Source organism: Schlesneria paludicola DSM 18645 (genome assembly GCF_000255655.1).
In the GTDB taxonomy this organism is placed as follows: Bacteria; Planctomycetota; Planctomycetia; order Planctomycetales; family Planctomycetaceae; genus Schlesneria; species Schlesneria paludicola.
In genome coordinates this window covers 1989154-2009444 of record NZ_JH636434.1, presented here as the reverse complement: position 1 = coordinate 2009444, position 20291 = coordinate 1989154, and the positions used below count along the sequence as shown (strand labels likewise).

Annotated in this window: 18 protein-coding genes, 2 tRNA genes and 1 pseudogene; 10 read left to right on the top strand and 11 right to left on the bottom strand. The window is 55.9% G+C overall.

Features of this window, described 5'->3' with window-relative positions; all coding sequences use genetic code 11:
- The first annotated feature begins 79 nt into the window (after window positions 1-79).
- Both OSO_RS0109915 and OSO_RS0109910 read left to right on the top strand, forming a co-directional pair.
- Window positions 80-1126, top strand: coding sequence for a hypothetical protein (locus tag OSO_RS0109915; protein ID WP_157605127.1), 1047 nt, complete (start codon window positions 80-82; stop codon window positions 1124-1126).
- 166 nt (window positions 1127-1292) lie between these two features.
- A complete protein-coding gene (locus tag OSO_RS0109910) occupies window positions 1293-2246 on the top strand; it encodes an ROK family protein (protein WP_010583230.1) in 954 nt (317 codons plus the stop codon).
- A gap of 201 nt (window positions 2247-2447) precedes the next feature.
- Here the strand turns inward: OSO_RS0109910 and OSO_RS0109905 are convergent, their stop codons facing one another.
- The 3 genes from OSO_RS0109905 to OSO_RS0109890 all read right to left on the bottom strand — a co-directional run bounded on the left by OSO_RS0109905 (window position 2448) and on the right by OSO_RS0109890 (window position 6408).
- Window positions 2448-4031 carry a sugar ABC transporter ATP-binding protein gene (locus OSO_RS0109905; protein ID WP_010583229.1) on the bottom strand — a complete coding sequence of 528 codons (1584 nt, stop codon included), beginning with the start codon at window positions 4029-4031 and terminating at the stop codon, window positions 2448-2450.
- A gap of 35 nt (window positions 4032-4066) precedes the next feature.
- Entirely contained in the window at window positions 4067-5245 is a 1179-nt protein-coding gene (locus tag OSO_RS0109900; RefSeq protein ID WP_010583228.1) for a M24 family metallopeptidase, read from the bottom strand.
- A 116-nt stretch (window positions 5246-5361) separates the two neighbouring features.
- Window positions 5362-6408, bottom strand: coding sequence for an NAD(P)/FAD-dependent oxidoreductase (locus OSO_RS0109890; RefSeq protein ID WP_010583227.1), 1047 nt, complete (start codon window positions 6406-6408; stop codon window positions 5362-5364).
- Between the two features lie 353 nt (window positions 6409-6761).
- Here OSO_RS0109890 and OSO_RS0109880 point away from each other — a divergent pair.
- Window positions 6762-6834 (top strand) — tRNA-Ala (locus OSO_RS0109880).
- A 567-nt stretch (window positions 6835-7401) separates the two neighbouring features.
- Here the strand turns inward: OSO_RS0109880 and OSO_RS50745 are convergent.
- Complete coding sequence (locus OSO_RS50745; RefSeq protein WP_157605126.1) at window positions 7402-7656, bottom strand: hypothetical protein; 255 nt, start codon at window positions 7654-7656, stop codon at window positions 7402-7404.
- 416 nt (window positions 7657-8072) lie between these two features.
- Entirely contained in the window at window positions 8073-9164 is a 1092-nt protein-coding gene (locus OSO_RS0109865; protein WP_157605125.1) for a methyl-accepting chemotaxis protein, read from the bottom strand.
- Between the two features lie 518 nt (window positions 9165-9682).
- On the opposite strand from OSO_RS0109865, the gene OSO_RS50740 reads away from it, so the two are divergent.
- Window positions 9683-9904 (top strand): hypothetical protein, encoded by a 222-nt coding sequence (locus OSO_RS50740; protein ID WP_157605124.1) that lies wholly within the window; start codon window positions 9683-9685, stop codon window positions 9902-9904.
- A gap of 98 nt (window positions 9905-10002) precedes the next feature.
- Here the strand turns inward: OSO_RS50740 and OSO_RS0109855 are convergent, their stop codons facing one another.
- Entirely contained in the window at window positions 10003-11025 is a 1023-nt protein-coding gene (locus tag OSO_RS0109855) for a tetratricopeptide repeat protein (RefSeq protein WP_010583221.1), read from the bottom strand.
- A gap of 113 nt (window positions 11026-11138) precedes the next feature.
- Here OSO_RS0109855 and OSO_RS0109850 point away from each other — a divergent pair, with 113 nt between their 5' ends.
- Entirely contained in the window at window positions 11139-11630 is a 492-nt protein-coding gene (locus tag OSO_RS0109850; protein WP_010583220.1) for a hypothetical protein, read from the top strand.
- Here OSO_RS0109850 and OSO_RS0109845 read toward each other — a convergent pair.
- Window positions 11627-12106, bottom strand: coding sequence for a GNAT family N-acetyltransferase (locus tag OSO_RS0109845; protein WP_010583219.1), 480 nt, complete (start codon window positions 12104-12106; stop codon window positions 11627-11629). The genes OSO_RS0109850 and OSO_RS0109845 overlap by 4 nt on opposite strands.
- 274 nt (window positions 12107-12380) lie before the next feature.
- Here OSO_RS0109845 and OSO_RS0109840 point away from each other — a divergent pair, with 274 nt between their 5' ends.
- The 5 genes and pseudogenes from OSO_RS0109840 (at window position 12381) to OSO_RS0109820 (ending at window position 16007) form a co-directional block, all read left to right on the top strand.
- Window positions 12381-13628 (top strand): RNA polymerase sigma factor, encoded by a 1248-nt coding sequence (locus tag OSO_RS0109840; protein ID WP_029246838.1) that lies wholly within the window; start codon window positions 12381-12383, stop codon window positions 13626-13628.
- A gap of 384 nt (window positions 13629-14012) precedes the next feature.
- Window positions 14013-14372, top strand: a complete 360-nt coding sequence (locus OSO_RS0109830; protein ID WP_029246837.1) for a YciI family protein — start codon at window positions 14013-14015, stop codon at window positions 14370-14372.
- A gap of 261 nt (window positions 14373-14633) precedes the next feature.
- Window positions 14634-15041, top strand: a pseudogene (locus tag OSO_RS52570) (YciI family protein); the annotation flags it as partial.
- Window positions 15042-15050: 9 nt separating this feature from the next.
- Window positions 15051-15512 (top strand): GyrI-like domain-containing protein, encoded by a 462-nt coding sequence (locus OSO_RS52565; protein ID WP_390510859.1) that lies wholly within the window; start codon window positions 15051-15053, stop codon window positions 15510-15512.
- Window positions 15513-15599: 87 nt separating this feature from the next.
- Complete coding sequence (locus OSO_RS0109820) at window positions 15600-16007, top strand: VOC family protein (RefSeq protein WP_029246836.1); 408 nt, start codon at window positions 15600-15602, stop codon at window positions 16005-16007.
- 558 nt (window positions 16008-16565) lie between these two features.
- On the opposite strand, the gene OSO_RS0109810 is transcribed toward OSO_RS0109820, so the two are convergent.
- From OSO_RS0109810 to OSO_RS0109795, 4 genes are all read right to left on the bottom strand, one after another.
- A tRNA-Met gene (locus tag OSO_RS0109810) sits at window positions 16566-16639 on the bottom strand.
- Window positions 16640-16951: 312 nt separating this feature from the next.
- Window positions 16952-17956 (bottom strand): ADP-glyceromanno-heptose 6-epimerase, encoded by a 1005-nt coding sequence (gene rfaD / locus OSO_RS0109805; RefSeq protein WP_010583214.1) that lies wholly within the window; start codon window positions 17954-17956, stop codon window positions 16952-16954.
- Between the two features lie 39 nt (window positions 17957-17995).
- The gene (gene rfaE1, locus OSO_RS0109800) at window positions 17996-19459 is read right to left on the bottom strand and encodes a D-glycero-beta-D-manno-heptose-7-phosphate kinase (RefSeq protein ID WP_010583213.1); all 1464 of its coding nucleotides are present in this window, start codon (window positions 19457-19459) and stop codon (window positions 17996-17998) included.
- Window positions 19443-20072, bottom strand: coding sequence for a D-sedoheptulose-7-phosphate isomerase (locus tag OSO_RS0109795; protein WP_010583212.1), 630 nt, complete (start codon window positions 20070-20072; stop codon window positions 19443-19445). Before OSO_RS0109795 ends, rfaE1 begins: the two co-directional genes overlap by 17 nt.
- Window positions 20073-20291 lie beyond the last annotated feature (219 nt).

The following is a 20291-nucleotide window of genomic DNA, read 5'->3' as shown; positions in this document are numbered from 1 at the left end:
TTCGGATCGTCGGCGTCACGGAGGTCTGGGCGCCTGCGACGATTCGTATAGGAGTTTCTGCGTGAAGGTGATGGTCACAATGGCTCGTCTAACACGATATGTGATGGTATTGGGAACGGTCCTGGGACTGAACTCGGTGGCACCCGCCCCCGTTCAGGCCGGCGTCATTCCCTGGATGTATGATGCAATCTTCGGCCCTGTGGGCAGCATTCGTGCGAACCGAGTTGCCTACGGTACGAATTACGGTAGTGGCTATGGGATGGCCTATTCCGCCTACGCTCCAACAACGGTTGCCTACGCACCGGTGTCGATGGCTTCGTACGGTGGCTATGGCGGAGGCGGAGGTTGCAGCACCTGCAGCCAGTCTGCGAACTATGCACCTGCCTACGCATACGATTCGTACTACGGTGGCCAGTCCTATGCCGGATACGGTGCTGCTCAATCTTACGTCGGATCAGGATGTAGCACCTGCAATTCCTGTGGGACGGGTGGATATGCGGGTGGTTCAACCTGTTCGAATTGTGCTGCGAACCCTGCTGCTCCGATTCCTTCAACGTCCACCTACTACGGCGGGACGCCGACAACGGGCAGTCCGACACCTGATACGTCCAATGTGCTGCAACGGCTCAACCAGCTTGAACTTCGCCAGAAGGAAATTGATCGACAGCTGAGGCGCGAACAGAATACGGGTGGCACATCGAATGATCCGTATTTGAACAACAACGATGGATTCACGAATTCGACTCGTCGACCCGGTTCTCCACCAGAGGAGCCTGTTCCGGCGCGACGAAAGACGTTCGATTCCAACCCCGCAGAAGACAATTTTACGCAGCCACTTCATAAGCAGCGGCCTGGCACAGCCCCATTCAACGATACGGACATTGAAACGAAAAAGCCCGAGTTGGATCTGACGCCTCCCGTTTCAATCCCCGACGAAACGCCGGGAGAAACGGTTCCGCAGGCACTACGGTTGGAATCTCGCGTGACGACACGAGCGATCGCTCCGCGTGACCGGATGCCAGTCGCCAAGAAGCCGGCATCCGCCACCAAGATGTCGCAATCGAACAAGAAGGCGACCACGTCCTGGCTGGATAGCTCGCTCACAAGCGATGTGGTTCGTAACTAACACTCAGCCGCATTCAGGTGGATGCAGAGTTCGTCGAGCTCTTGCATTGTGTAAGTCGTAATGCACGCATCGTCGGCCGAGACTGTTGGAATTCCAACGATCTCGGCCGCGATTCCATTAACAGCCTCTCATTCTTTTTTCTCAATCTCGGCGGAGCCGTCAGGTCATGTTTCTCGGTATTGAAATCGGTGGCACGAAACTGCAGCTTGGTGTGGGACGCGGAGACGGATCAGATTTTGTCGCGTTCGAACGGCTCGATGTGAATCCTGCAGCGGGCGGCCAGGGGATTCGCGATCAGATCAAGGAAGTCGGTCGCAAGCTGGTGGCGGCCCATTCGGTTCAGCGCGCGGCCTATGGATTCGGCGGACCGATTTTTGGCAGTCGCGGCATCGTACAGACCAGCCACCAGATTGCCGGTTGGGATCAATTTCCGCTCAGTCAATGGACGGAGCAGGAACTGGGTGTTCCAACGAAGCTGGGGAACGATTGTGATGTCGCGGCACTCGCCGAGGCCAGCTTCGGTGCCGGCCGCGATGCGCACAGCGTCTTTTATGTGACGGTCGGAACAGGTATCGGTGGCGGCCTGGTCTTCAACCGCAAGATCCATGGAACCGATCGTCCCGCCTCTGCCGAAATCGGTCACCTGCGACCGGGACTCGACGCGACCTCCTACAAGCAAACGATCGAATCCCATGCGGCGGGCCCGGGGATCGCGCATGCGACACGGATTCGGCTGGAGTCGATGCGACAAGCAGGCGAGGCAACACGAGACCTGCACGATTTTCGCGAGCGTTGCGGCGGCAACTTTGAGCAGCTTACGACCAAGGCAATTGGTGAAGCGGCGGCCGCAGGCAATCAGTTGGCTCGAGAACAATATGTCGCGGCGACGCGCGTGCTTGGATGGGGCATTGCCCAGATGATCACCTTGCTGGCACCGGAAGTCGTCGTTGTCGGCGGTGGTGTGTCGCTCGTTGGCGAAGAGATCTTCTTCGCCCCGCTCCGTGCCGCCGTGCAGCAATACGTGTTTCCACCACTGAAAGACTCGTACCGGCTCGTTCCGGCTGAGTTGGGGGAAAGTGTGGTTGTGCACGGCGCGTTGGCGCTCGCCCGTAGCGAGTGATTCCTGCGTGGTCAAATCGTTGCTTGGTTGTGGGTGATGGGCGATGGCTTCGGTGAAGCTCACGCGTCACCGTTCACGACCTGAAGTGAGCGGGGACAGGCGCATTTTCGGGGCATTGGAATCCACACGGCATCGACGAGAACAATCGTTTCCTTTGCCGCAAGAAAATGAGCCAGTCCCCGACCTATGAAGGGTGACGCCTCATGCCGTGGTGGTCGCCGCTTCCATCAACTTCTGTTCGGTGAATTCGCCTCGGCGAAATTCCGCCGTCACACGGCCTTCGCACAGTACCAGAATTCGATCGCTGACCGTGATCAGTTCCGGCAGTTCGCTCGATGTAAAGATGATGGCGAGTCCCTGTCCGCACAGTTCGTCGATCAAGCGATAGATTTCAGCTTTCGCACCCACGTCGATGCCGCGCGTGGGATCATCCAGCAGCAGGAGTTTGGGCTGAGTTCGCAGCGCGCGGGCGATAATGCATTTCTGTTGATTGCCGCCGCTCAGACTGGTGATGGCGGCCTCGCGGCCTGCGGTTTTGACGCGGAGTGCGCCAATCGATTCATCCGCCGCCTGTTTTTCGGCACCGGCCCTCACGAATCCAACTTGTGCCACGTCCGTGAGCGATGACAGGGTGATATGCTCACGCACGGTCATGTCCGTGAAGATGCCGTAACGTTTTCGGTCCTCGGTGACGAGCCCGATCCCGGCATTCAGCGCTTCGGACGGGTGGGCGAACTGCACGTCTTTTCCATCCAATTCGATCTTGCCTTGAGGCGGTTCTGGGCTGGCGCCGAACAGGCATTCGAGGAGTTCCGTTCTCCCGGCTCCCATCAGGCCCGCGATGCCAAGGACTTCGCCGCGCCGTACCGAAAGGGAAATCTCTTTCAGTCTCCACTGCCGAACGTGTCCGCGCCAGGGCAATGACAGTTGTTCGACTCGCAAGACCATGTCACCGATGGAGCGATTCGCGCCAAACTCGCTCGCACCGATTTCGCGGCCCACCATCAAGTGCGTCACTTCACGCGGCGTGGTCGCGGACTTATCGAGCGTTTTGACGATTTGTCCGTCGCGAAGAATCGTAATTCGATCGGCGTGCTGAAAAATCTCGTCCATCTTGTGCGAGATGTACACGATGGTCACACCTTGATCGCGCAGCCGTTGAATGATCCTGAACAACCGTTCGACTTCGGATTCGGTCAGGGCGCTGGTCGGTTCGTCCATGATTAAGATGCGGGACGTTGGCGGGGTGATCCCCGCGACTGATTCACCTGTGCTATTTTGTCGGCCGGAGGAGACTTCGTTGTTTGCCGACTCGAACGAAATGGCCTTGGCGATTTCGACCAGTTGCTGATCCCCGATTCTGAGTAATCGCACCGGAGACCGCGGATCGATTGGGCAATCAAGTTGTTTGAAAAGCTTGGCGGCTTCCTGCTCCATTCGTCGATCGTCGAGCAAACCGAGCGGAGTGCGTAGCTCACGCCCCAGGTAGATGTTCGCCGCGACGGACAGGTCACCCACCAGATTCAATTCCTGGTGGATGATACTGATGCCCAGTGCTTCGGCATCGCGTGTCCCGCGAATGATCAGGGGCTTTCCATTCAGCTCGATTGTGCCGTCGTATTCCGTGATGACTCCTGAAAGGATCTTCATCAGCGTACTTTTGCCGGCACCATTTTCGCCACAAAGCGCGTGGAATTCGCCTTTACGGACTTCAAAGCTGACCTCGTTGAGTGCGACGACCGCATGGAACCGCTTGGTCACACGGTCGAAGCGAATCAACGTCATAGTCATGGTCGGCACGCCCTTTTTGGCGATTGGGTTCAGGTGAGCGAGATCACGTGATTGCTGAGCCGTTCGTAACCGGTCTCGGTAATCAGGTAGTTGTGCTCGATGCGGATGCCACCGATGCCTTCGACATACAGACCCGGTTCCAGCGTAATGACGTCGCCCGCCATGAGGACGTCTTCACTGTCAGGGACCAGGATTGGTGCCTCGGGGTGAGCCATCCCGATTCCGTGTCCGGCATGATGGGCAAATTTGTCCGCCAGCCCAGCGTCCAGTATCGGCTTGTTGACGGCGTTAAAGACATCCTTGGCTAACGTGCCGGCCTTGAGGACCGCTTCGCCGCCCCGTTGCGCTGCCGAGACCAGATCATACAGATGTTTCTGCTGCGCATTGGGTTCGCCGACCGTCAGGCAGTTCGTGAAGTCTGAACGATATCCGTCGAGCACGACGGAGTAGTCGAGCGTGAACATTTCGCCCGGTTCGAGCTTGTGGTCCGTTGGCAACCCGCCGACTTTCGGCTTTGACGGGCTGGCGGCACGAAAATCACCGTAGATCAGTCCGGGGCGACCTGCCGCACCGATGGCCGCACGTTGCACTTCGCAGAAAATCTCGAACTCACTGATGCCGGGACGAATGATTTCTCGCAGTCGCAGCATGCCCGCTTCACCAGCGCGCATGCATTCTTTCAGCAGGGCGATTTCATCATCGTGCTTCTGTCGACGCAACGAGCGAAGCGTCGTTCCCAGATCGATTGCGTTGCTGCGACCGACATCGGCGGCTTCGAGACGCACCGAATGCTGTTCGTGATCGAGTCCCAGCAGTTCGAAAGCTCCGACGGGCAGCCATTCGGCTTCCACGGCACCCACTCGTCCGTACAGACGATCGGCGATCTGTTCTGCCGCTTTAAGGAGTGCGTGGTCGCGATTGATGACAGAGTGCTTGTGGTCATACCACTTGACCATGACCTCGTCGTCGGCAAACGGCTCACCTGCGCGCGAGCGTAGCGAGAAATTATCGCCAAGCAGCGTCGCTTTCCCCTCGCGTTCGAGCAGCAGCCAGCATCGTTCGCCCGCCGAGAAGGTCAGAGGATGAATCCAGAAATTCGACAAGTAATAGACGTGCCGCGGATCGGCAACGAGCACCCATTCGCACGACGAAGGAAGGTTTTCCCACAATCTTGCTCGTCGCGCCAGACAGCCCGCTTTCGTCAGCATTTCAATTTTCTTTCCATCACAGGAATCGTCGCCCGCTGAATCCACATGATCCGGCGGGCGGCGACTTGATCATCTCGTCGGCGTAGTCGATTCCCTTGCGCCATCCGCAATGGGATTCAGTGAATTCCCTGGGCACCGAGCCAGCGTTCGGCGTCGAGAGCGGCCATGCAGCCCGTTCCCGCCGAGGTAATGGCCTGCCGGTAGTAGCTGTCGGCCACATCCCCTGCCGCGAAGACGCCATCGACGCTGGTATTCGTCCGGAACGGTTGGGAGTAAAGGATATACCCCTTGTCGTCCGTTTTGATCTGTCCACCCAGGAAGTCGGTGTTCGGTGTGTGCCCGATGGCGCAGAACATCCCGGAAACGTCGAGCGATTCGACCTCGTTTGTCTGCAGGTTTTTCAGCTTGACCCCTGTCACACCCGCTTTGTCGTTGCCCAGGACTTCTTCCACACCGGTGAACCACTTGACGGTGATTTTGGGGTTTTCAAGAGCTCGTTGCGCCATGATCTTGCTGGCGCGGAATTCGCCACGTCGATGGACGAGATACACAGTCGAGGCAAACTTGGTGAGGTAACTGGCTTCTTCCATGGCGCTGTCGCCGCCGCCGATCACGGCCAACGGCTTGTTGCGGAACCGTGGCAACGCGCCGTCGCAAACCGCACAGGCCGACACCCCACGGTTCTTGAAGCCGTCTTCCGAAGGCAGGCCGAGGTAGTTGGCGCGGGCACCCGTGGCAATGATGATCGAATGGGCTGTGACGTGCTGACCTTCGAGCGTTTTAATCTCGAATGGCTTTTTCGACAGATCAACGGAGACGACATCGTCGGTCACGATCCGGGTACCGAAATTCTTCGCCTGCTGCCGCATCAGCTCCATTAATTCTGGGCCGGTGACGCCGGTCATGTGGGGATCGCGGAACGGGACGTGATGTTCGGGCAAGGACGACTTCAGGTAGGGGGAAAGATCACCTGCCGGAAAGCCAGGGTAGTTCTCGACTTCCGTTGTCATCGACAACTGTCCCAGGGGCAGTGTCCCTCGAATGCGATTTTCTTCGGTCATCGCTCCTTCGAAGACAAGTGGTTCGAGGTTGGCTCTGGACGCGTAAATGGCCGCCGACCAACCGGCGGGACCAGACCCGATAATCACCACTCGTTCCGTCACGTTCTGGCTCCTTCGTCTCCGTGAATTGCGAAAAATTCACGGGTTTTCATGAAAGCACGTTGGTCGCTGCACGCGGACACGTCGCGGCAGACGTCTTGGAGTTATTTGTTTCGGAGTTCGCCTGACCCAATGTTATTGTGATCTCGTCAAGCGAACGTGTCGGAACGATACTCGGGTCGCCCGGCAGGATCAACCTTTACGCGCTGTACTTCGGACATTCCGAGGGGGTGTCGGGGGCAGGGCGGTGCAGGTTGGTTGGGATGGAAGACCCAGCCACAGATTTCGTCAGGTTGCTTTTGCAGCCGAATCGGTTTCTGCTACATTGTTTACTCGACCGAAAAAATCGACGATTTGGGGCGGTAGCTCAGTTGGGAGAGCGCTGCGTTCGCAATGCAGAGGTCGGGGGTTCGACTCCCCTCCGCTCCACTTGAAAAACCTCTAGTTTTCTAGGGGTTTTTTGCATTTCTGGTCCGTAACCTTTTGGTCTGTGGTCTTCCTTGTAACCTTTTGGCGAGTGAATCGACCGAAAACCGAAAGGTTACAGGGCGACGAACCACAAGAGTCTCAATGGTGCGGAATGATGGCAGACGGCAAAAAGTCGACTTCGAGCAGAAGAAAATGCAATCGCTGCGACGAATGGGTGACGCAATGTCGCCAAGGCGTCGGGATGTGCAAGCGATGTTGGGAGGAGACGATTCGCCCGGACAAGGACGATCGAGACGCCGGAAATTTTTCAGACGATCACTCGATATGGAGTGAGAAATTGGGCGGACGAGCCACCCGCTTAGCTCGTTGCTGATCGTGTCTCGTCTCATTGTCGCGGCTGCTGTACTCAGAATTGGCTGCGTACCACCCAAGCCACTAAGCACAGAAAGAACAGCGTCAGCAGGACTTCGCCGAATGTTGGAAGGAATCGTCTGTTCATTTTATGGTTTTCGTTTCAGTTTTCGAAATGTCGACAGCCTGTGCGTTCAGCTTGTCCAAGGAGAATTCTCACTGTCTCAGTTCGAACGGCAATCGCCGCTCAAAACCCTCGATGGCTCGCCTTGTTTCCTCTCGGTCGGCTTCAGTGATCGGAACAGTGCGAAGCGTCAGCCCACCGAAACCGGTCGTGCATTTCGCTTTCTCGTCGTCCGACAAACGACTGAAGTCCTCGGGACTGATGAAGACTTGCTTCTCGGTCTTGGCGAGTTCCGACCTGTGAAACTCGATTCCCGCTTGGATGGCATTGAGTTCCTTCTGATTCATGATTCGATTCCTCCTAAAACGAAAAAAAGCCGTCACTGGTTGTAACGGCTTCGCAGTCGAATTGAAGGTCATCTTTTGTGAAACGCATCTCGAAGCAGATCGAACACGTCTTTTGTTGCTGGTGGCAGCTTTAAAGGACGGCGGAATTCTAGAACTGCTTTGATTTCTTGGAGCGTGGCTTCGATGAGCGGTTCAAATTCTCTATTGCTACCCTGAACTCCATGTTCAGTAACCATGTGGTCAGGAAAGCTTATCATTACTTTCAAATTCCCCCCCCTAATTTTGAAGGTGGACTTGCCTATGAAATGTGGGCGTGGAGTTAGGATTATTCGGTCTGGCCCGCCAACGAAGTTGAGACGGAGGCCGGTGCTTGGCTTCACGATTGCTTTTGTCGCAGCGATCAGTCATCCGGGGGATCAGACGGCGCTGTCTTTTTGCAAGATCAGCGAATACCAACCGGTACGATAGGTCTCGTAACCTGGTGATTTCGCATGGCCGATACAGACTGGTTCATCTGTGAGCATTGCCATTCGGAATCCTCGGGGAGACGATTGAATCTCCTTCCAGGCAGGAACTTGAAGAAGATCTCCGAATCCTCCCGCCGTGTCCGCCAACAATCTGCCGTGCGCATCCAGGATGCATACCCGGGTTTGTGGCCATTCTGCGGACGAAAGTGGTGTGCTTTCCACAATGACCTGAGCCAGCGCGTCCCAGCGAAACACGATGGCAAGGACGCCGATTGCATCACCGTGGGGTTGCCCCCCTTTTCGAACGGCACATGCGAAGATAATCGTATTATCGTTGCCGCACAAAGGTGATTGAATCACCTCGCTCTGGACATATTGCGTCCCCTTGGCGGTCTGTAACGCGGACATGAACCAGTTTTGCGTCGCGACATTTGTTCCAATCGAATCAAACGAACAGGGGCGGCCATTCGCCAGCACTTTTCCGGTGAGGTCCGTGATGACGATGTCAAAATAGACTGTGTAAGAGTCGAGAATCTGGCCCAGTCGGATGTTCGCGTGTGACAATGATTGAGGCGAAGCATCCATCAGGGTGTCGACCACACTCTGATCTGTGGCCCACCAGCGGACATCGCAGGACCGTTCGTACAAATTTCGGTCGATCAAGTCGATGTTCATCAGCGCGAGGTTGCTCAAACGCTCACCGCGGGAGTGAATGGCGAGATCTTCGGTAATCTCACGCATTTCTTTGAGCAGGCATCGAAATTCGACGTCCAGCTTCTCCGCAACTTCGCCAGTTCGTCGAGAAATATCCTGGATCGATTGGGCGACGACGTCAAAGGCTCGACCACTTTCTCCCACGGCACGTCCAGCCTCGATTCGTGCGTTGAGGGCTACGAATTTCGTCTCGATGTTCAGCTGGTTGAAATCATCCACTGAATTGAACATGCGTCGCTCGAGATTGTCCGCCAATTCGGTCATGCGCCGGGACGTGACGGCTCGCTGAGATGCTTTTTTCGCTGTAATAGCATTCACAATGGCCACTTCAAGCGATCCTTCGAGAGCATGATATCGAACGAGAACGACCACTTCTGCAGTATCCGAACTTCTCGAGCGGCATTGATGTTGTCATCGAGCCACGTCGCTTCGGCGGAAACTGCGCGTTCTGCTTCGTTATCGGATGTTCACTTGTTTAGAATCAGGGAATGTTGAGGCCTAAGAAGGGGTTGTCGGTCGAATTGCAGAAATTTGAACGTTTCAGGATCGCTGTCGATAAACTTTCTCGAAGGAATAAACGGAAAATTCCCAGGCCATCAAAGTCGACATTCGGTGATTGGACGCGAAGACTCGGCCTTGTGTCGCTGTTGCTGGCGTGTGTATTCGCCAGCGGTTGGGTCAGAAGCCTTTACGTTAGCGATGCGTTGAAGTGCGGCAATTCAATGCTCGGGGTGGCAGTGAAGGGACAGTCCCACTGGGGACAAATCAGAATCGAGTATTCTGCCGACCGCCAAAACGTCTTTGAATTCAGTCGTTCGCCTCTTGCAAGCGCGGACAGGCATTCGATGGAAAGTTCGATCTGGTTCTACAAGTGTTTTCGATTCACGAAGGGGCGGTCCATCAATCAGAAAATTCACACTGTCAAAGGGGCCGTCGTGATCGTGAATTACTCTTCCGTGGTGATTCCGCTGACATTCCTCGCGGTCTGCCTGCTGTGTGTCAGGCCGCAACCCGTCGACGGTGGACGAATTGAAGATCGCAGGACATCGCTTGATTGTCCTGTCTAGCGGCCTGTTGAAGTAAGGGGGACAGTCACCTTCGCGTTCAGAACGTCATGGCGTTTTTTAATCGGGGCGGAGCCAGTCCCCGTTACGTCATCAGGCGGCTAGTGCATCCAGCGTTCCGCCTGCGCGAGGTCGGACTGAGCACCTTCTTCATCGCCGTCCTGCAGACGATTGTTTGATCGGCCTTGATAGGCGCGGGATGCCAGTTGCTTGAATCGGAGCCGCAGGTCACCAGCCGCTTGCTTGAAGCTGCGTTCGGATTGCTTGATGCCTTCGTTGAAGCGGCCCGCATCACAAAAGGTTTCCGCGAGATCGGCCTGGATGACCTGAGCTTTTGGATTGAGTGAGATCGCTCGTGTGAAATCGTTGATGGCTTCGTCGTATCGGGCGAGACCCTTATAGGCGTTGCCGCGCAAGTGCCAGACATCGGCATTGCGATCGTTTATCGAAATCGCCTGCGTACAGGACTCGACGACAGCGATATAGTTGGATTGACTGAAGAACGTGCGAGCCTGGTTGAGTGTCTCGGTCACATTGCCTGATCGGTTTTTGGAACCGCTGCTGGTTGACGCGTTGAGATTGGTGCTGTCTTGGGACGATGAGCGATTTGCAAGCAGGTTCCAACCGGATGCCGTCGAAGGGGATTGGATGTTGCGGACGAGTTGTTCCCAGAGGGTGCCGTTCGAGCCTGTATTCAGGCCCGTTGCAGGACCGTAAACAACGGCGAGCGTAATGCAGAGTCCCGTCAGCGCGGTCGACCAGAACAGAACACTCCATTTCTTCCGTAGCAAATAGCCTTTGCCGGTGAAGTGCTCAGGTTGATAATGAATGGCGCGGGACGAGTTGTCGAGCAGCACGGCGCGTAGTTCCATGCCGAGCCGTCTTGCCCCCTCTTCGAGACTTTCGCGTTTGATGGTATAGCGGTAGTCGTGATCCCTGAAGTGCAGCGTCCCCGTCGGGGGCAGCACGACGGACGGCGGAATCTCGATCTGAATTCCATTGGCGGAAAAGTCGATCACCGGAAACTCGTGCAGGTCTTTTCCCACAACGATCGCAGCGCGATATCCCAATTTGCGGGCGTTGTATCGGCGACTTTGGCGATTGTCTGATTGCACGTTTTGCATGATGTTGGAATGTGTACGAGTGAAACCCGGACATCTGACCGCAACAGAAATGAAATCGACTGTGTTTGAACTCTAGTGTCTCCATGTCGAAAAGCAGAAGGCGGGCCCGGTTCGTGAGCGAAAAAAATGTCATTGCCGCGGAATGTGTCGATGGTGAGGGACGTAACGAACGCGAGATCGCCGGATGGCAAGAACGAAGAAGTGCCGCCCGTGGTATCGACTGGCGATCGGTGGACGAATCGACGCAGGGAACGCTTCATGAGGAGACCGACTTCGATCAACCGTTTCCTCACGTCTCGCCACACCGAAAGCTTCGGGTGGCCGGGGATGGACGGCTTTGCCGAACGTCACCGTTCGCGGCCCGAAGAGAGGGGGCAGGCACATTTTCCCGATTCACTTGGAATCCACAGTGCATCGACTTATATCCTGTTGAAGTAAGTGGGACAGGCACCTTGGCATTGACGATGGCATGGCGTTTTTTAACGCTGGCGGGAGCCAGTCCCCGTTACTTCAATTGGATGCGAGGGCATCCTTCCCTCTACCACGGGAAAATGAGCCAGTCCCCGGTCATCCGATCCGGATGTTTCGCCCTGGCAGGTGGTTAGTTCTGACAAATGTCTAGCAGCAATTTCATCCCTTCGTGAGACGCGACGAACCCAAGTCGCTCATAGAATTGATGGGCGCGTTTCCGCTTTTTGTCTGTCGTGAGTTGGATTCGCCGACAATTGCGAGTCTTGGCATGCTTGATCACCCAGGCGATCATCTGCATTCCCATCCCTTGCCCACGCGATTGTGATTGGACGTGGACCCCTTCGAGCTGAGCGTCTTCCTGCCCCTTGCCCGCGAGGCAGATCAGGTAATTCAACTGAAATGTTCCCACCACGCGCCCATGGAGTTCTGCCACCATCAGGAACGTATTTTCATCCTGCAGAATTCGAGTGAAGCTTTCACGGTAACAATCGGGAAGATTTGATGGGAGATTCTCTCGAGGTTTGCCGTCGGGGCCACCGTCGTTGATCAGTGTTACGATGGCGAACAGATCTTCATAAAGTGCAGGGCGAATCACGACATCGGCGTGCATCGTCAATCGAATCCGAGAATGATGGTCCCAGCGGTGCTTAGCGCGAGTGCTGCTTGAGCGTACGAACTCAAGCGGCCAAATACTGTTGCTTCAAATTCTCAGTCTTGAGCGTCGGTTCGGCCAGGGGTTAGTATTGCAGATCCGATGGCATTCCCTCGTCAGCCGTGACAGATGTGCCTCATCCGTTGACATTGTTGTGTCAGATCCGCAGAACCGCGTGACATACGACCCTGGCTTCCCCGAATCGTCGACGCAACTTGGGAGATTCCGGTTGATGAGTGCCCCTTCAATGGACGAAGTGAAGCAGGCGGTAGAGACCGTCTATCGTACGGAATCGAGGCGCGTTCTGGCGTCATTGATTCGTCTCGTCCGGGATTTCGATCTGGCGGAAGAAGGGATGCATGAGGCGTTCACGTCGGCCGTGGAGCAGTGGGCGCGTGATGGGATTCCCGCCAATCCCCGCGCCTGGCTCGTTTCCGCGGGGCGATTTAAGGCAATTGATGTCTTACGGCGTCGGGCGCGATTGGATTCGGCTCTGCATGAACTCGTACGTCATGAAGAGGTCGAGCCGCCTCGCGCACTCGATCAGGATTCGGAGATCGAAGATGACCGTTTGCGTCTGATCTTTACCTGTTGCCACCCCGCTCTTGCGCCTGCGACTCAAATCGCCCTGACTCTCCGAGAAGTGTGCGGACTGACGACGGAGGAAATCGGTCGCGCGTTTCTGACATCGTCGACGACGATCGCGCAACGAATCGTTCGCGGAAAATCGAAAATTCGCGATGCGGGAATCCCGTATGAAATCCCCGAGGTATCGCAGATCCCCGATCGGCTCGATTCCGTCCTGTCCGTGATTTATCTCGTATTTAATGAGGGGTATTCGGCGTCGTCGGGCGATTCGCTCATTCGAAAAGATCTTTCTGACGAGGCGATTCGACTGGCTCGACTGCTGCTCACATTGCTGCCTGATCCCGAAGTGATGGGATTGCTTGGGCTGCTATTGATTCAGGAATCCCGACGAACGGCTCGGATGTCGGACAATGGCGATCTGGTCTTGCTGGAAGACCAGGACCGATCGCTTTGGAATCGCGAGTTCATTGCCGAAGGGAAATCGCTGATTGCTCAGTCACTCGCGTCGCGTCGATTCGGAATTTATACGATCAAAGCGGCGATTGCCGCCGTTCATTCCGATGCCGCGACGGCTGCCGAAACGGATTGGTCTCAGATCGTCAGCTTGTATGACGTTTTGCTCCGAGCGACTCCCTCGCCGATCATCGAACTGAATCGCGCGGTTGCGGTTGCGATGCGTGACGGGCCTTCCGCGGGGCTCGTGCTGATCGATGGACTTCTGGCGCGGGGTGAACTGGCGGATTATCATTTGTCTCACGCCGCCCGTGCGGATTTATGTCGTCGCCTGGGGCGGATGGCCGATGCACGGCCGTCGTACGAACGAGCCTTGGAGTTGGCAAAGCAGGAGCCGGAACGTCGGTTTCTGGAAGGTCGATTGCGAGAACTGCAATAGGTTCGTTTTCGAGATTTTTTCTTAACGAATGTCGATTTGCCGGCACGGGAATCGATTACTGAGTGAAGGCGGCCCGCGTCGTGCTCTGTCACTGGGATTGGGCCTTTCTGCAGCGATTTTTGCCGGTCGCCTGTGTCGAATCGGGACAGATCGGCTGGTAATCTGAACGTCACCGTGCACAGTCGAAGAGAGTGGGCAGTTACATTTTCCCGGATTTATTGGAATCCACACTGCATGGATCAGAGCAATCCTTCCCTTTGCCGCGGGCAAATAAGCCAGTCCCCGGTCTCTGAACGGTGACATCTGAACTCGAGGTGCTGTGACACGCTTCGCTGTTCGACCATGAATTTCGAGAATCGATAACGCCCGATGAAGGGGAATACCATGAAGTACATGTTGCTCATCTATGGTGACGAGAATGCTTGGACTCCGGACGAACGAATGCAGTGCATGGCCGACTCGACCGCCCTGTGCCATGAGCTGAAGGAAAAAGGGCAATTCTTGGCTGCCTCGCCTCTGCATCCCGTTGCGACGGCGACGTCGATTCGATTGCAGGGGGGCAAACGCTTGATTACCGATGGCCCGTTTGCGGAAACCGTCGAGCAACTCGGAGGCTATTTTGTGATCGACGTCCAGAACTTGGACGAAGCCATCGAGATTGCCTCTCGACTCCCGGGCGCAAAAAAGGGGACCGTCGAAATTCGTCCGGTTTTCGAGCTCGCGGGCCTTCCGGGAGTTTATTGATCACCGCAAGGGTCCGCTCTCATCAGTTCTCTTCGTTTTCTCGTTGGCAAGGTCCCGCTTGGCAGCGTTTCCGCCACATCAGAAGTGTACGAGATGTCCAGGCTATTTTCGGCTTCGTACGCACGGTGCAAGATTTAAGAGGCGTTACCAGGCGGGAGCTTGGCAACGAGGAAAAGACGAGAAAACGAGACGAGACGGGGACAACGATTCCGTGATATGAGACGAAGGTTTGTCCTTCGTTCTTTGGAAAGGAGATTCGAAATGAAAGTGATCGTGTTCGTCAAAGCGTCGAAAGATTCCGAGGCTGGCATTATGCCGACTGAGGAATTGCTGACAGCGATGGGGAACTTCAATGAAGAACTGGTCAAAGCAGGAATCATGCTTACCGGTGAAGGGCTGCATCCCAGTTCGAAAGGGGTGCGCGTGGAGTTCTCTGGAAAAAATCGAACCGTCATCGATGGGCCATTCGCCGAGACGAAAGAATTGGTGGCGGGCTTCTGGATCTGGCAGGTGAAATCGATGCAAGAGGCCATCGAATGGGTCAAGCGATGCCCTAATCCGATGCTCGACGATTCGACGATTGAAATCAGGCCGGTCTTCGAGGCGAGCGATTTTGGCGAAGCGCTGACGCCGGAACTCAAAGAACAAGAAGCGAGCATCCGAGCGCAGAGTCTCGGTTTGGGAACGCCTCGATTCGAAGAGGCGCCGGAGCTTTTGATCGCTGGTCTGAATGAAAGTTACACGTTCGAGTCCCGGGCGAAGATTCCTCAGCAATGGATGCGGTTCGGGCCTCACATCGGCAAGACTCCCGGGCAGGTTGGACTCAATTCGTACGGAGTTTGCTGGAACTACAAGCCGGAATATGGGTTCGACTATCTGACGGGGGTTGAAGTCAGCAAAAGCGCGAACATCTCGAAAGATTGGAAGCAACTGCGTCTGAACGCACATCGCTATGCGATCTTTACGCACACAGGCCACGCATCTGCAATTCCCCAAACTATCGACAAGATCTGGAAGAGTTGGCTGCCGGACGCGGGTTTACAAGTTGCTGAATCGCCCTGTTTTGAACGGTATACCGAAGATTTCAATCCTCAGACGGGGCGGGGCGGAACGGAAATCTGGATCCCGATCAAGTTCTAAGTTTCGATTGGGCCTGTTCGCGTTGTCCGCGATGCTTTGTCCCTTGTACCAATTGTTCACGATCAAATTTCACCGCGAGAAATGTCCATGCCACGCAGTCTATTCATCAATCTCTGTGTGAGTGACCTCACGAAATCTATGAACTTCTTTAAGTCGCTCGGTTTCAAATTCAATGAGCAGTTCACGAATGACACCGCGGCGTGCCTCGTTCTGAGCGAGACAAATTACGCGATGTTGATCACCCCCGCTCGGTTCAAGGAGTTCACTCCGAAAGCGATTGCGGATACCTCCAAGACGACAGAAGTGCTCGTGGCGTTCGATTGCAGTAGTCGTCAGGAAGTGGATCAAATCACCGAAGCGGCATTCGCGGCGGGTGGAACGGCATGCCGTGACGCTCAGGACCACGGTTTTATGTATGGTCGCAGTTTTCAGGATCTGGACGGACACATCTGGGAACCGTTCTGGATGGACCCGACGGCCATCAAATCCGAGTGACAGACACGAGGCCAAGGCCGCTTACGTGGGACCGGCCATCGCAAAATTTTGCCCTGTCAGGGCAAAGGCACATTCTAAATCGGGCATCGATTGCCTCCTGCCGCCCATGCATGGGGTGGCTTGTGACCTAGGGAAGCGATCGCAACGCTCGCACGCCTAGGCTTGTACCCTTTCACCTGCTCTGGGGCGGATGAAGGGGTTGCCACTCCAAGGATCGAAACTCGCAACTGACCGGCGAATGCTTCGAGCCAATCGACGAACTGAGCAACTTCAACAGCTCCTGTTTGGTAACGTCGCTTGACACGCGCTTTCCCGTCGTGGAGCGACCTGGCACGGTCGATCCTCTGCATTGCCGATCTTGAGGACGCGTGTACGAGGGTCCCGGGCCACGATTCTGCTTGACGGAAAGCGAGATCGCATGAAGCGTTACCAAGCGGGAGCTTGGTAACGAGGGAACGAACGAGGAGCGTGGGCCGGCGAAGCGTTCCAACGCGGGAGCTTGGGAACGAGGGAATTTGAAAAGGAAAAACCCCTGTGATCCAGGGGTTTTTCCTTGAGTAGCGAGGGCGGGACTTGAACCCGCGACCCCAGGCTTATGAAGCCTGTGCTCTAACCAGCTGAGCTACCTCGCCATAATCCGCCGCAGTCGTGACGATGGCGGTTTCGGATCGAAAGTTTAGCAAGTTCGCGCACGCGGACAAGCGTCGCGTTTCATCGAATTCTATGAGCAGCGAACGAACGGGCTGCTAGTGGACGTTTCCGTTCGGTCGTTCGACACGAGGCGACCGTGTCTTTGTCGGCAACTTGATCGTCGGCCTTAACCTGAAACACCGTAAACGATACGGTCGAATTGGGTGTTCCACAATTTCGTCTGTGTCGTGGAGACGGTCCGTGAGAAATTTTTTCGCATCCCAATCTGACCTCGTCGCCAACCGGTCCCGTTTTTAGCGATACGGATCAGAAACAGCCAAAAACTTCTGGACGTAGTCGGCGACTCCGTCTTCGAGTGTTGTGGCGGGTGTTGAATATCCGACGGAACGAAGGTGCGTCAGGTCGGCCTGAGTGAAGTATTGATACCGGGCTTTGAGTGTCTCAGGCATGTCGACGAACTCGATTCGCGGCGGAAGCCCCGCAGCGACCATCGTGGCCTTGGCCAGATCTGCGAAGCTTCGTGCGACACCGGTACCGACGTTAAAGATTCCGGAGACGGTCTGCTTTTCCAGTAGCCACATGATGACCGAGACACAGTCTTTGACGTAGACGAAGTCACGAAGCTGGCCACCATCGGAATACTCCGGATGTGCCGACTTGAACAATTTTGCCGGTTCTCCTGCCACAACCTTTGGGTACAGATGAGCGATGACGCTCTTCATGCTTCCTTTATGGTACTCATTGGGACCGTAGACATTGAAGAATTTCAGTCCGGCCCACTGCGGCGGCCGCGAACGGCCCGATTCGACTTCGCGCATGACGAACCGGTCAAAGAGATGCTTTGACCAGCCATACAGATTCAGCGGGCGGAGCGTCTGCAGTGCAGTGCTGCTGTTTTCGTCGCGAAACCCCTGCTCGCCATCGCCGTAGGTCGCGGCCGAAGATGCGTAGAGATAGGGAACCTTGCGATCGGTGCACCAATTCCAAATCCGTTGTGACAGGTTGAAATTCGATTCGATCACCAGATCGCCATCGGTTTCGGTGGTGGCAGAAATGGCCCCCATATGGACGATGGCCGAAAGAGGCGGATTCTTTGCCAAGTACGCGTCAAGATCTCGCGGATGTACGAATCCCGCCAAGGCATGCTTGGCGAGATTCTGCCATTTCAAGTCCGTCCCCAGAACGTCGCACACAATCACCGGCACTCCGGCATCGCTGAGAGCGGCGACAATATTCGATCCGATAAAGCCAGCGCCTCCTGTGACGAGCACACCCCGGCTTAGCAAGCGATCCAGCATCGAATGACCTGTTCTGCGTAACGTTTGGATTGGTGGGCGCTATGCCGCGTGAATCTGTTTGACCAGACGGGTCGTGCTTTGTTGCGGAACGAGGTCAATCAGTGCGACTTCGCCGCCGTAACTCTGCACGAATTCGGCACCAACGACGGTCGAAACCGTGTAGTCCGCTCCCTTGATCAGCACATCGGGCCGCAACTGTTGGATGATTTCGAGCGGCGTGTCTTCGTTGAAGATGACCACCAGGTCCACGCTGCTTAGCGCGGCCAGCACGATACTGCGTGACATTTCATTTTGTATGGGACGGGTCGGTCCCTTCAGTCGCTTCACAGAATCATCGCTGTTGAGTCCAACGATCAGGCGATCTACTTTTGCGGCTGACTGTGCGAGCAGCGTCACATGTCCTGGATGCAGCAGGTCGAAGCAGCCGTTCGTAAAGCCGACACGTTCGCCCATTCGTTGCCACGACCGAACGCGTTCCAGGGCATTTGTGGCGGTGACGATTTTTTCTTCGGCCTGCGAGACATCTTCCACACGCAGCGCTCGGACGAGTTCCGCCGCAGAGATCGTCGCGGTGCCCACTTTGGCGACAACGACGGCGGCGGCGCGATTCGCCATATAGGCGGCATCGGCCAGCGGGATTCCGACGGCGATCGCGGCGGCCAGAGTGGCAATCACCGTATCCCCAGCACCAGACACATCGAAAACTTCTCGCGCTTCGGACGGCAGGTGGATGGCCGGGCCGTTCTTGGTCACAACCATCATGCCGCGTTCGCTCAATGTGGCGATCACGGCTCCCAGATCGAATTTTTCAATCAACTCGCGACAGGCAGCGATGATTTCGACGTTGGAATTCACCGTTCTTCCGGTGGCCTGACACAACTCGAGCCGATTCGGTTTGATCAGATTGGCGCCGCGGTATCGTGAGTAGTCCGTTCCTTTGGGGTCGACAATGACGAATTGCCCGGCCTGTCGTGCCGCAACGATGATCTGTTGTGCATTCTGTCCGCTGAGGACGCCCTTTCCGTAGTCCGACAAGACCAGGACTGGGGTCTCGGGTTTGTCGATCGTCCGCGCGACAAGGTCATCGACGGCCTTTTCGGAAAGGCAAAGTTGCGCTTCGCGATCGATGCGGACGATCTGCTGACTGGACGCAATGCAGCGGGTTTTGATCGTTGAGGTGTGTTGCGGAATCTCAATGATGTCTGGGGCGCAGTTGGGGAGTTCGTTCAGAAGGTGGCGGATTTCCCGGCCACCCTCATCCTGACCGACCACGGAAATCACGGACGCATTCGCACCGAGCGTGCTCAAGTTGCGCGCGACGTTTCCCAATCCTCCGAGAACGACGAGTTCCTGTTTGACGAGCACAACAGGAACCGGAGCCTCGGGCGAAATCCGCGAGACATCGCCGTAAACGAATCGATCGAGCATCACATCGCCGACGCAGGTGACCTGCGCGGTTTGCAATTTGGGGACAAGTGCTGCGAGTTCATCGGGCCGCTGCATGACTGCTCTCCTCAACAAGCCCCAGGCGTTGCTCCAGCAGTTCGCAAAGGAGGTGGCCGAGGAAAATGTGCATTTCTTGAATCCGCGCGGTGGTGCGCGACGGAACCTTGAGTGCGATCGCGGAAAGGTCGGCGAGCTTACCGCCAGAGCCTCCGACGAATGCGATTGTTTGGATTTGAAGCTCGGCCGCTTTTTCCGCTGCCAGAATGACATTCTGGCTATTTCCTGATGTGCTGATCCCGATCAGAACATCACCGGGCCGTCCGAGGGCATGGACCTGACGCGAAAAAATCTCGTCGAATCCCAGATCGTTCCCGCACGCAGTCAAGGCGGAGGTGTCGGTGGTCAATGCGATTCCCGCGATGGGCAGTCGATTCGTCTTGTACCGAATCGTCAATTCGGTCGCGAGATGCTGCGCGTCTGCCGCACTCCCGCCATTTCCGCAGAACAGAATCTTACCACCCTGAGAGATGCAGGCCGCGCAGGCCTCAACCGCTGCTAGAAGTACCGTGCCGCACTGAAGACGCGTTGCTGACAGAACCGAGGCGTGCTCGGCGAATTGTGCGTCGAGCCAGTTTTCGAGAGGCGGTGAAACGGCCGAAGGGGTTGTCATGGTTGTCAAAACGTCTTCAGTGGATTAGTCGGTCGTTCACGGCAATCGGGACGGAATTTGAATTCTCAATGGAACATTGCAGGTACTGCAGCCAGCTGGGGACGCCTGCCGGAAGTGGTGCATGTTTGTCGCTATCGACCAATAGACTGGGACGTTGCCGATTCCCAAACACACCTTGAATCTGTGTTTCCAAGATCCAACATGAGCGACGAGTTTCAT

Coding starts and splice junctions, on each gene's coding strand:
- OSO_RS0109915 (WP_157605127.1), top strand. CDS start 80: ATGGCTCGTCTAACACGATATGTGATGGTATTGGGAACGGTCCTGGGA.
- OSO_RS0109910 (WP_010583230.1), top strand. CDS start 1,293: ATGTTTCTCGGTATTGAAATCGGTGGCACGAAACTGCAGCTTGGTGTG.
- OSO_RS0109905 (WP_010583229.1), bottom strand. CDS start 4,031: ATGACGTTGATTCGCTTCGACCGTGTGACCAAGCGGTTCCATGCGGTC.
- OSO_RS0109900 (WP_010583228.1), bottom strand. CDS start 5,245: ATGCTGACGAAAGCGGGCTGTCTGGCGCGACGAGCAAGATTGTGGGAA.
- OSO_RS50745 (WP_157605126.1), bottom strand. CDS start 7,656: ATGAATCAGAAGGAACTCAATGCCATCCAAGCGGGAATCGAGTTTCAC.
- OSO_RS50740 (WP_157605124.1), top strand. CDS start 9,683: ATGGAAAGTTCGATCTGGTTCTACAAGTGTTTTCGATTCACGAAGGGG.
- OSO_RS0109855 (WP_010583221.1), bottom strand. CDS start 11,025: ATGCAAAACGTGCAATCAGACAATCGCCAAAGTCGCCGATACAACGCC.
- OSO_RS0109845 (WP_010583219.1), bottom strand. CDS start 12,106: ATGCACGCCGATGTCGTGATTCGCCCTGCACTTTATGAAGATCTGTTC.
- OSO_RS0109840 (WP_029246838.1), top strand. CDS start 12,381: ATGAGTGCCCCTTCAATGGACGAAGTGAAGCAGGCGGTAGAGACCGTC.
- OSO_RS0109830 (WP_029246837.1), top strand. CDS start 14,013: ATGAAGTACATGTTGCTCATCTATGGTGACGAGAATGCTTGGACTCCG.
- OSO_RS0109820 (WP_029246836.1), top strand. CDS start 15,600: ATGCCACGCAGTCTATTCATCAATCTCTGTGTGAGTGACCTCACGAAA.
- rfaD (WP_010583214.1), bottom strand. CDS start 17,956: ATGCTGGATCGCTTGCTAAGCCGGGGTGTGCTCGTCACAGGAGGCGCT.
- rfaE1 (WP_010583213.1), bottom strand. CDS start 19,459: ATGCAGCGGCCCGATGAACTCGCAGCACTTGTCCCCAAATTGCAAACC.
- OSO_RS0109795 (WP_010583212.1), bottom strand. CDS start 20,072: ATGACAACCCCTTCGGCCGTTTCACCGCCTCTCGAAAACTGGCTCGAC.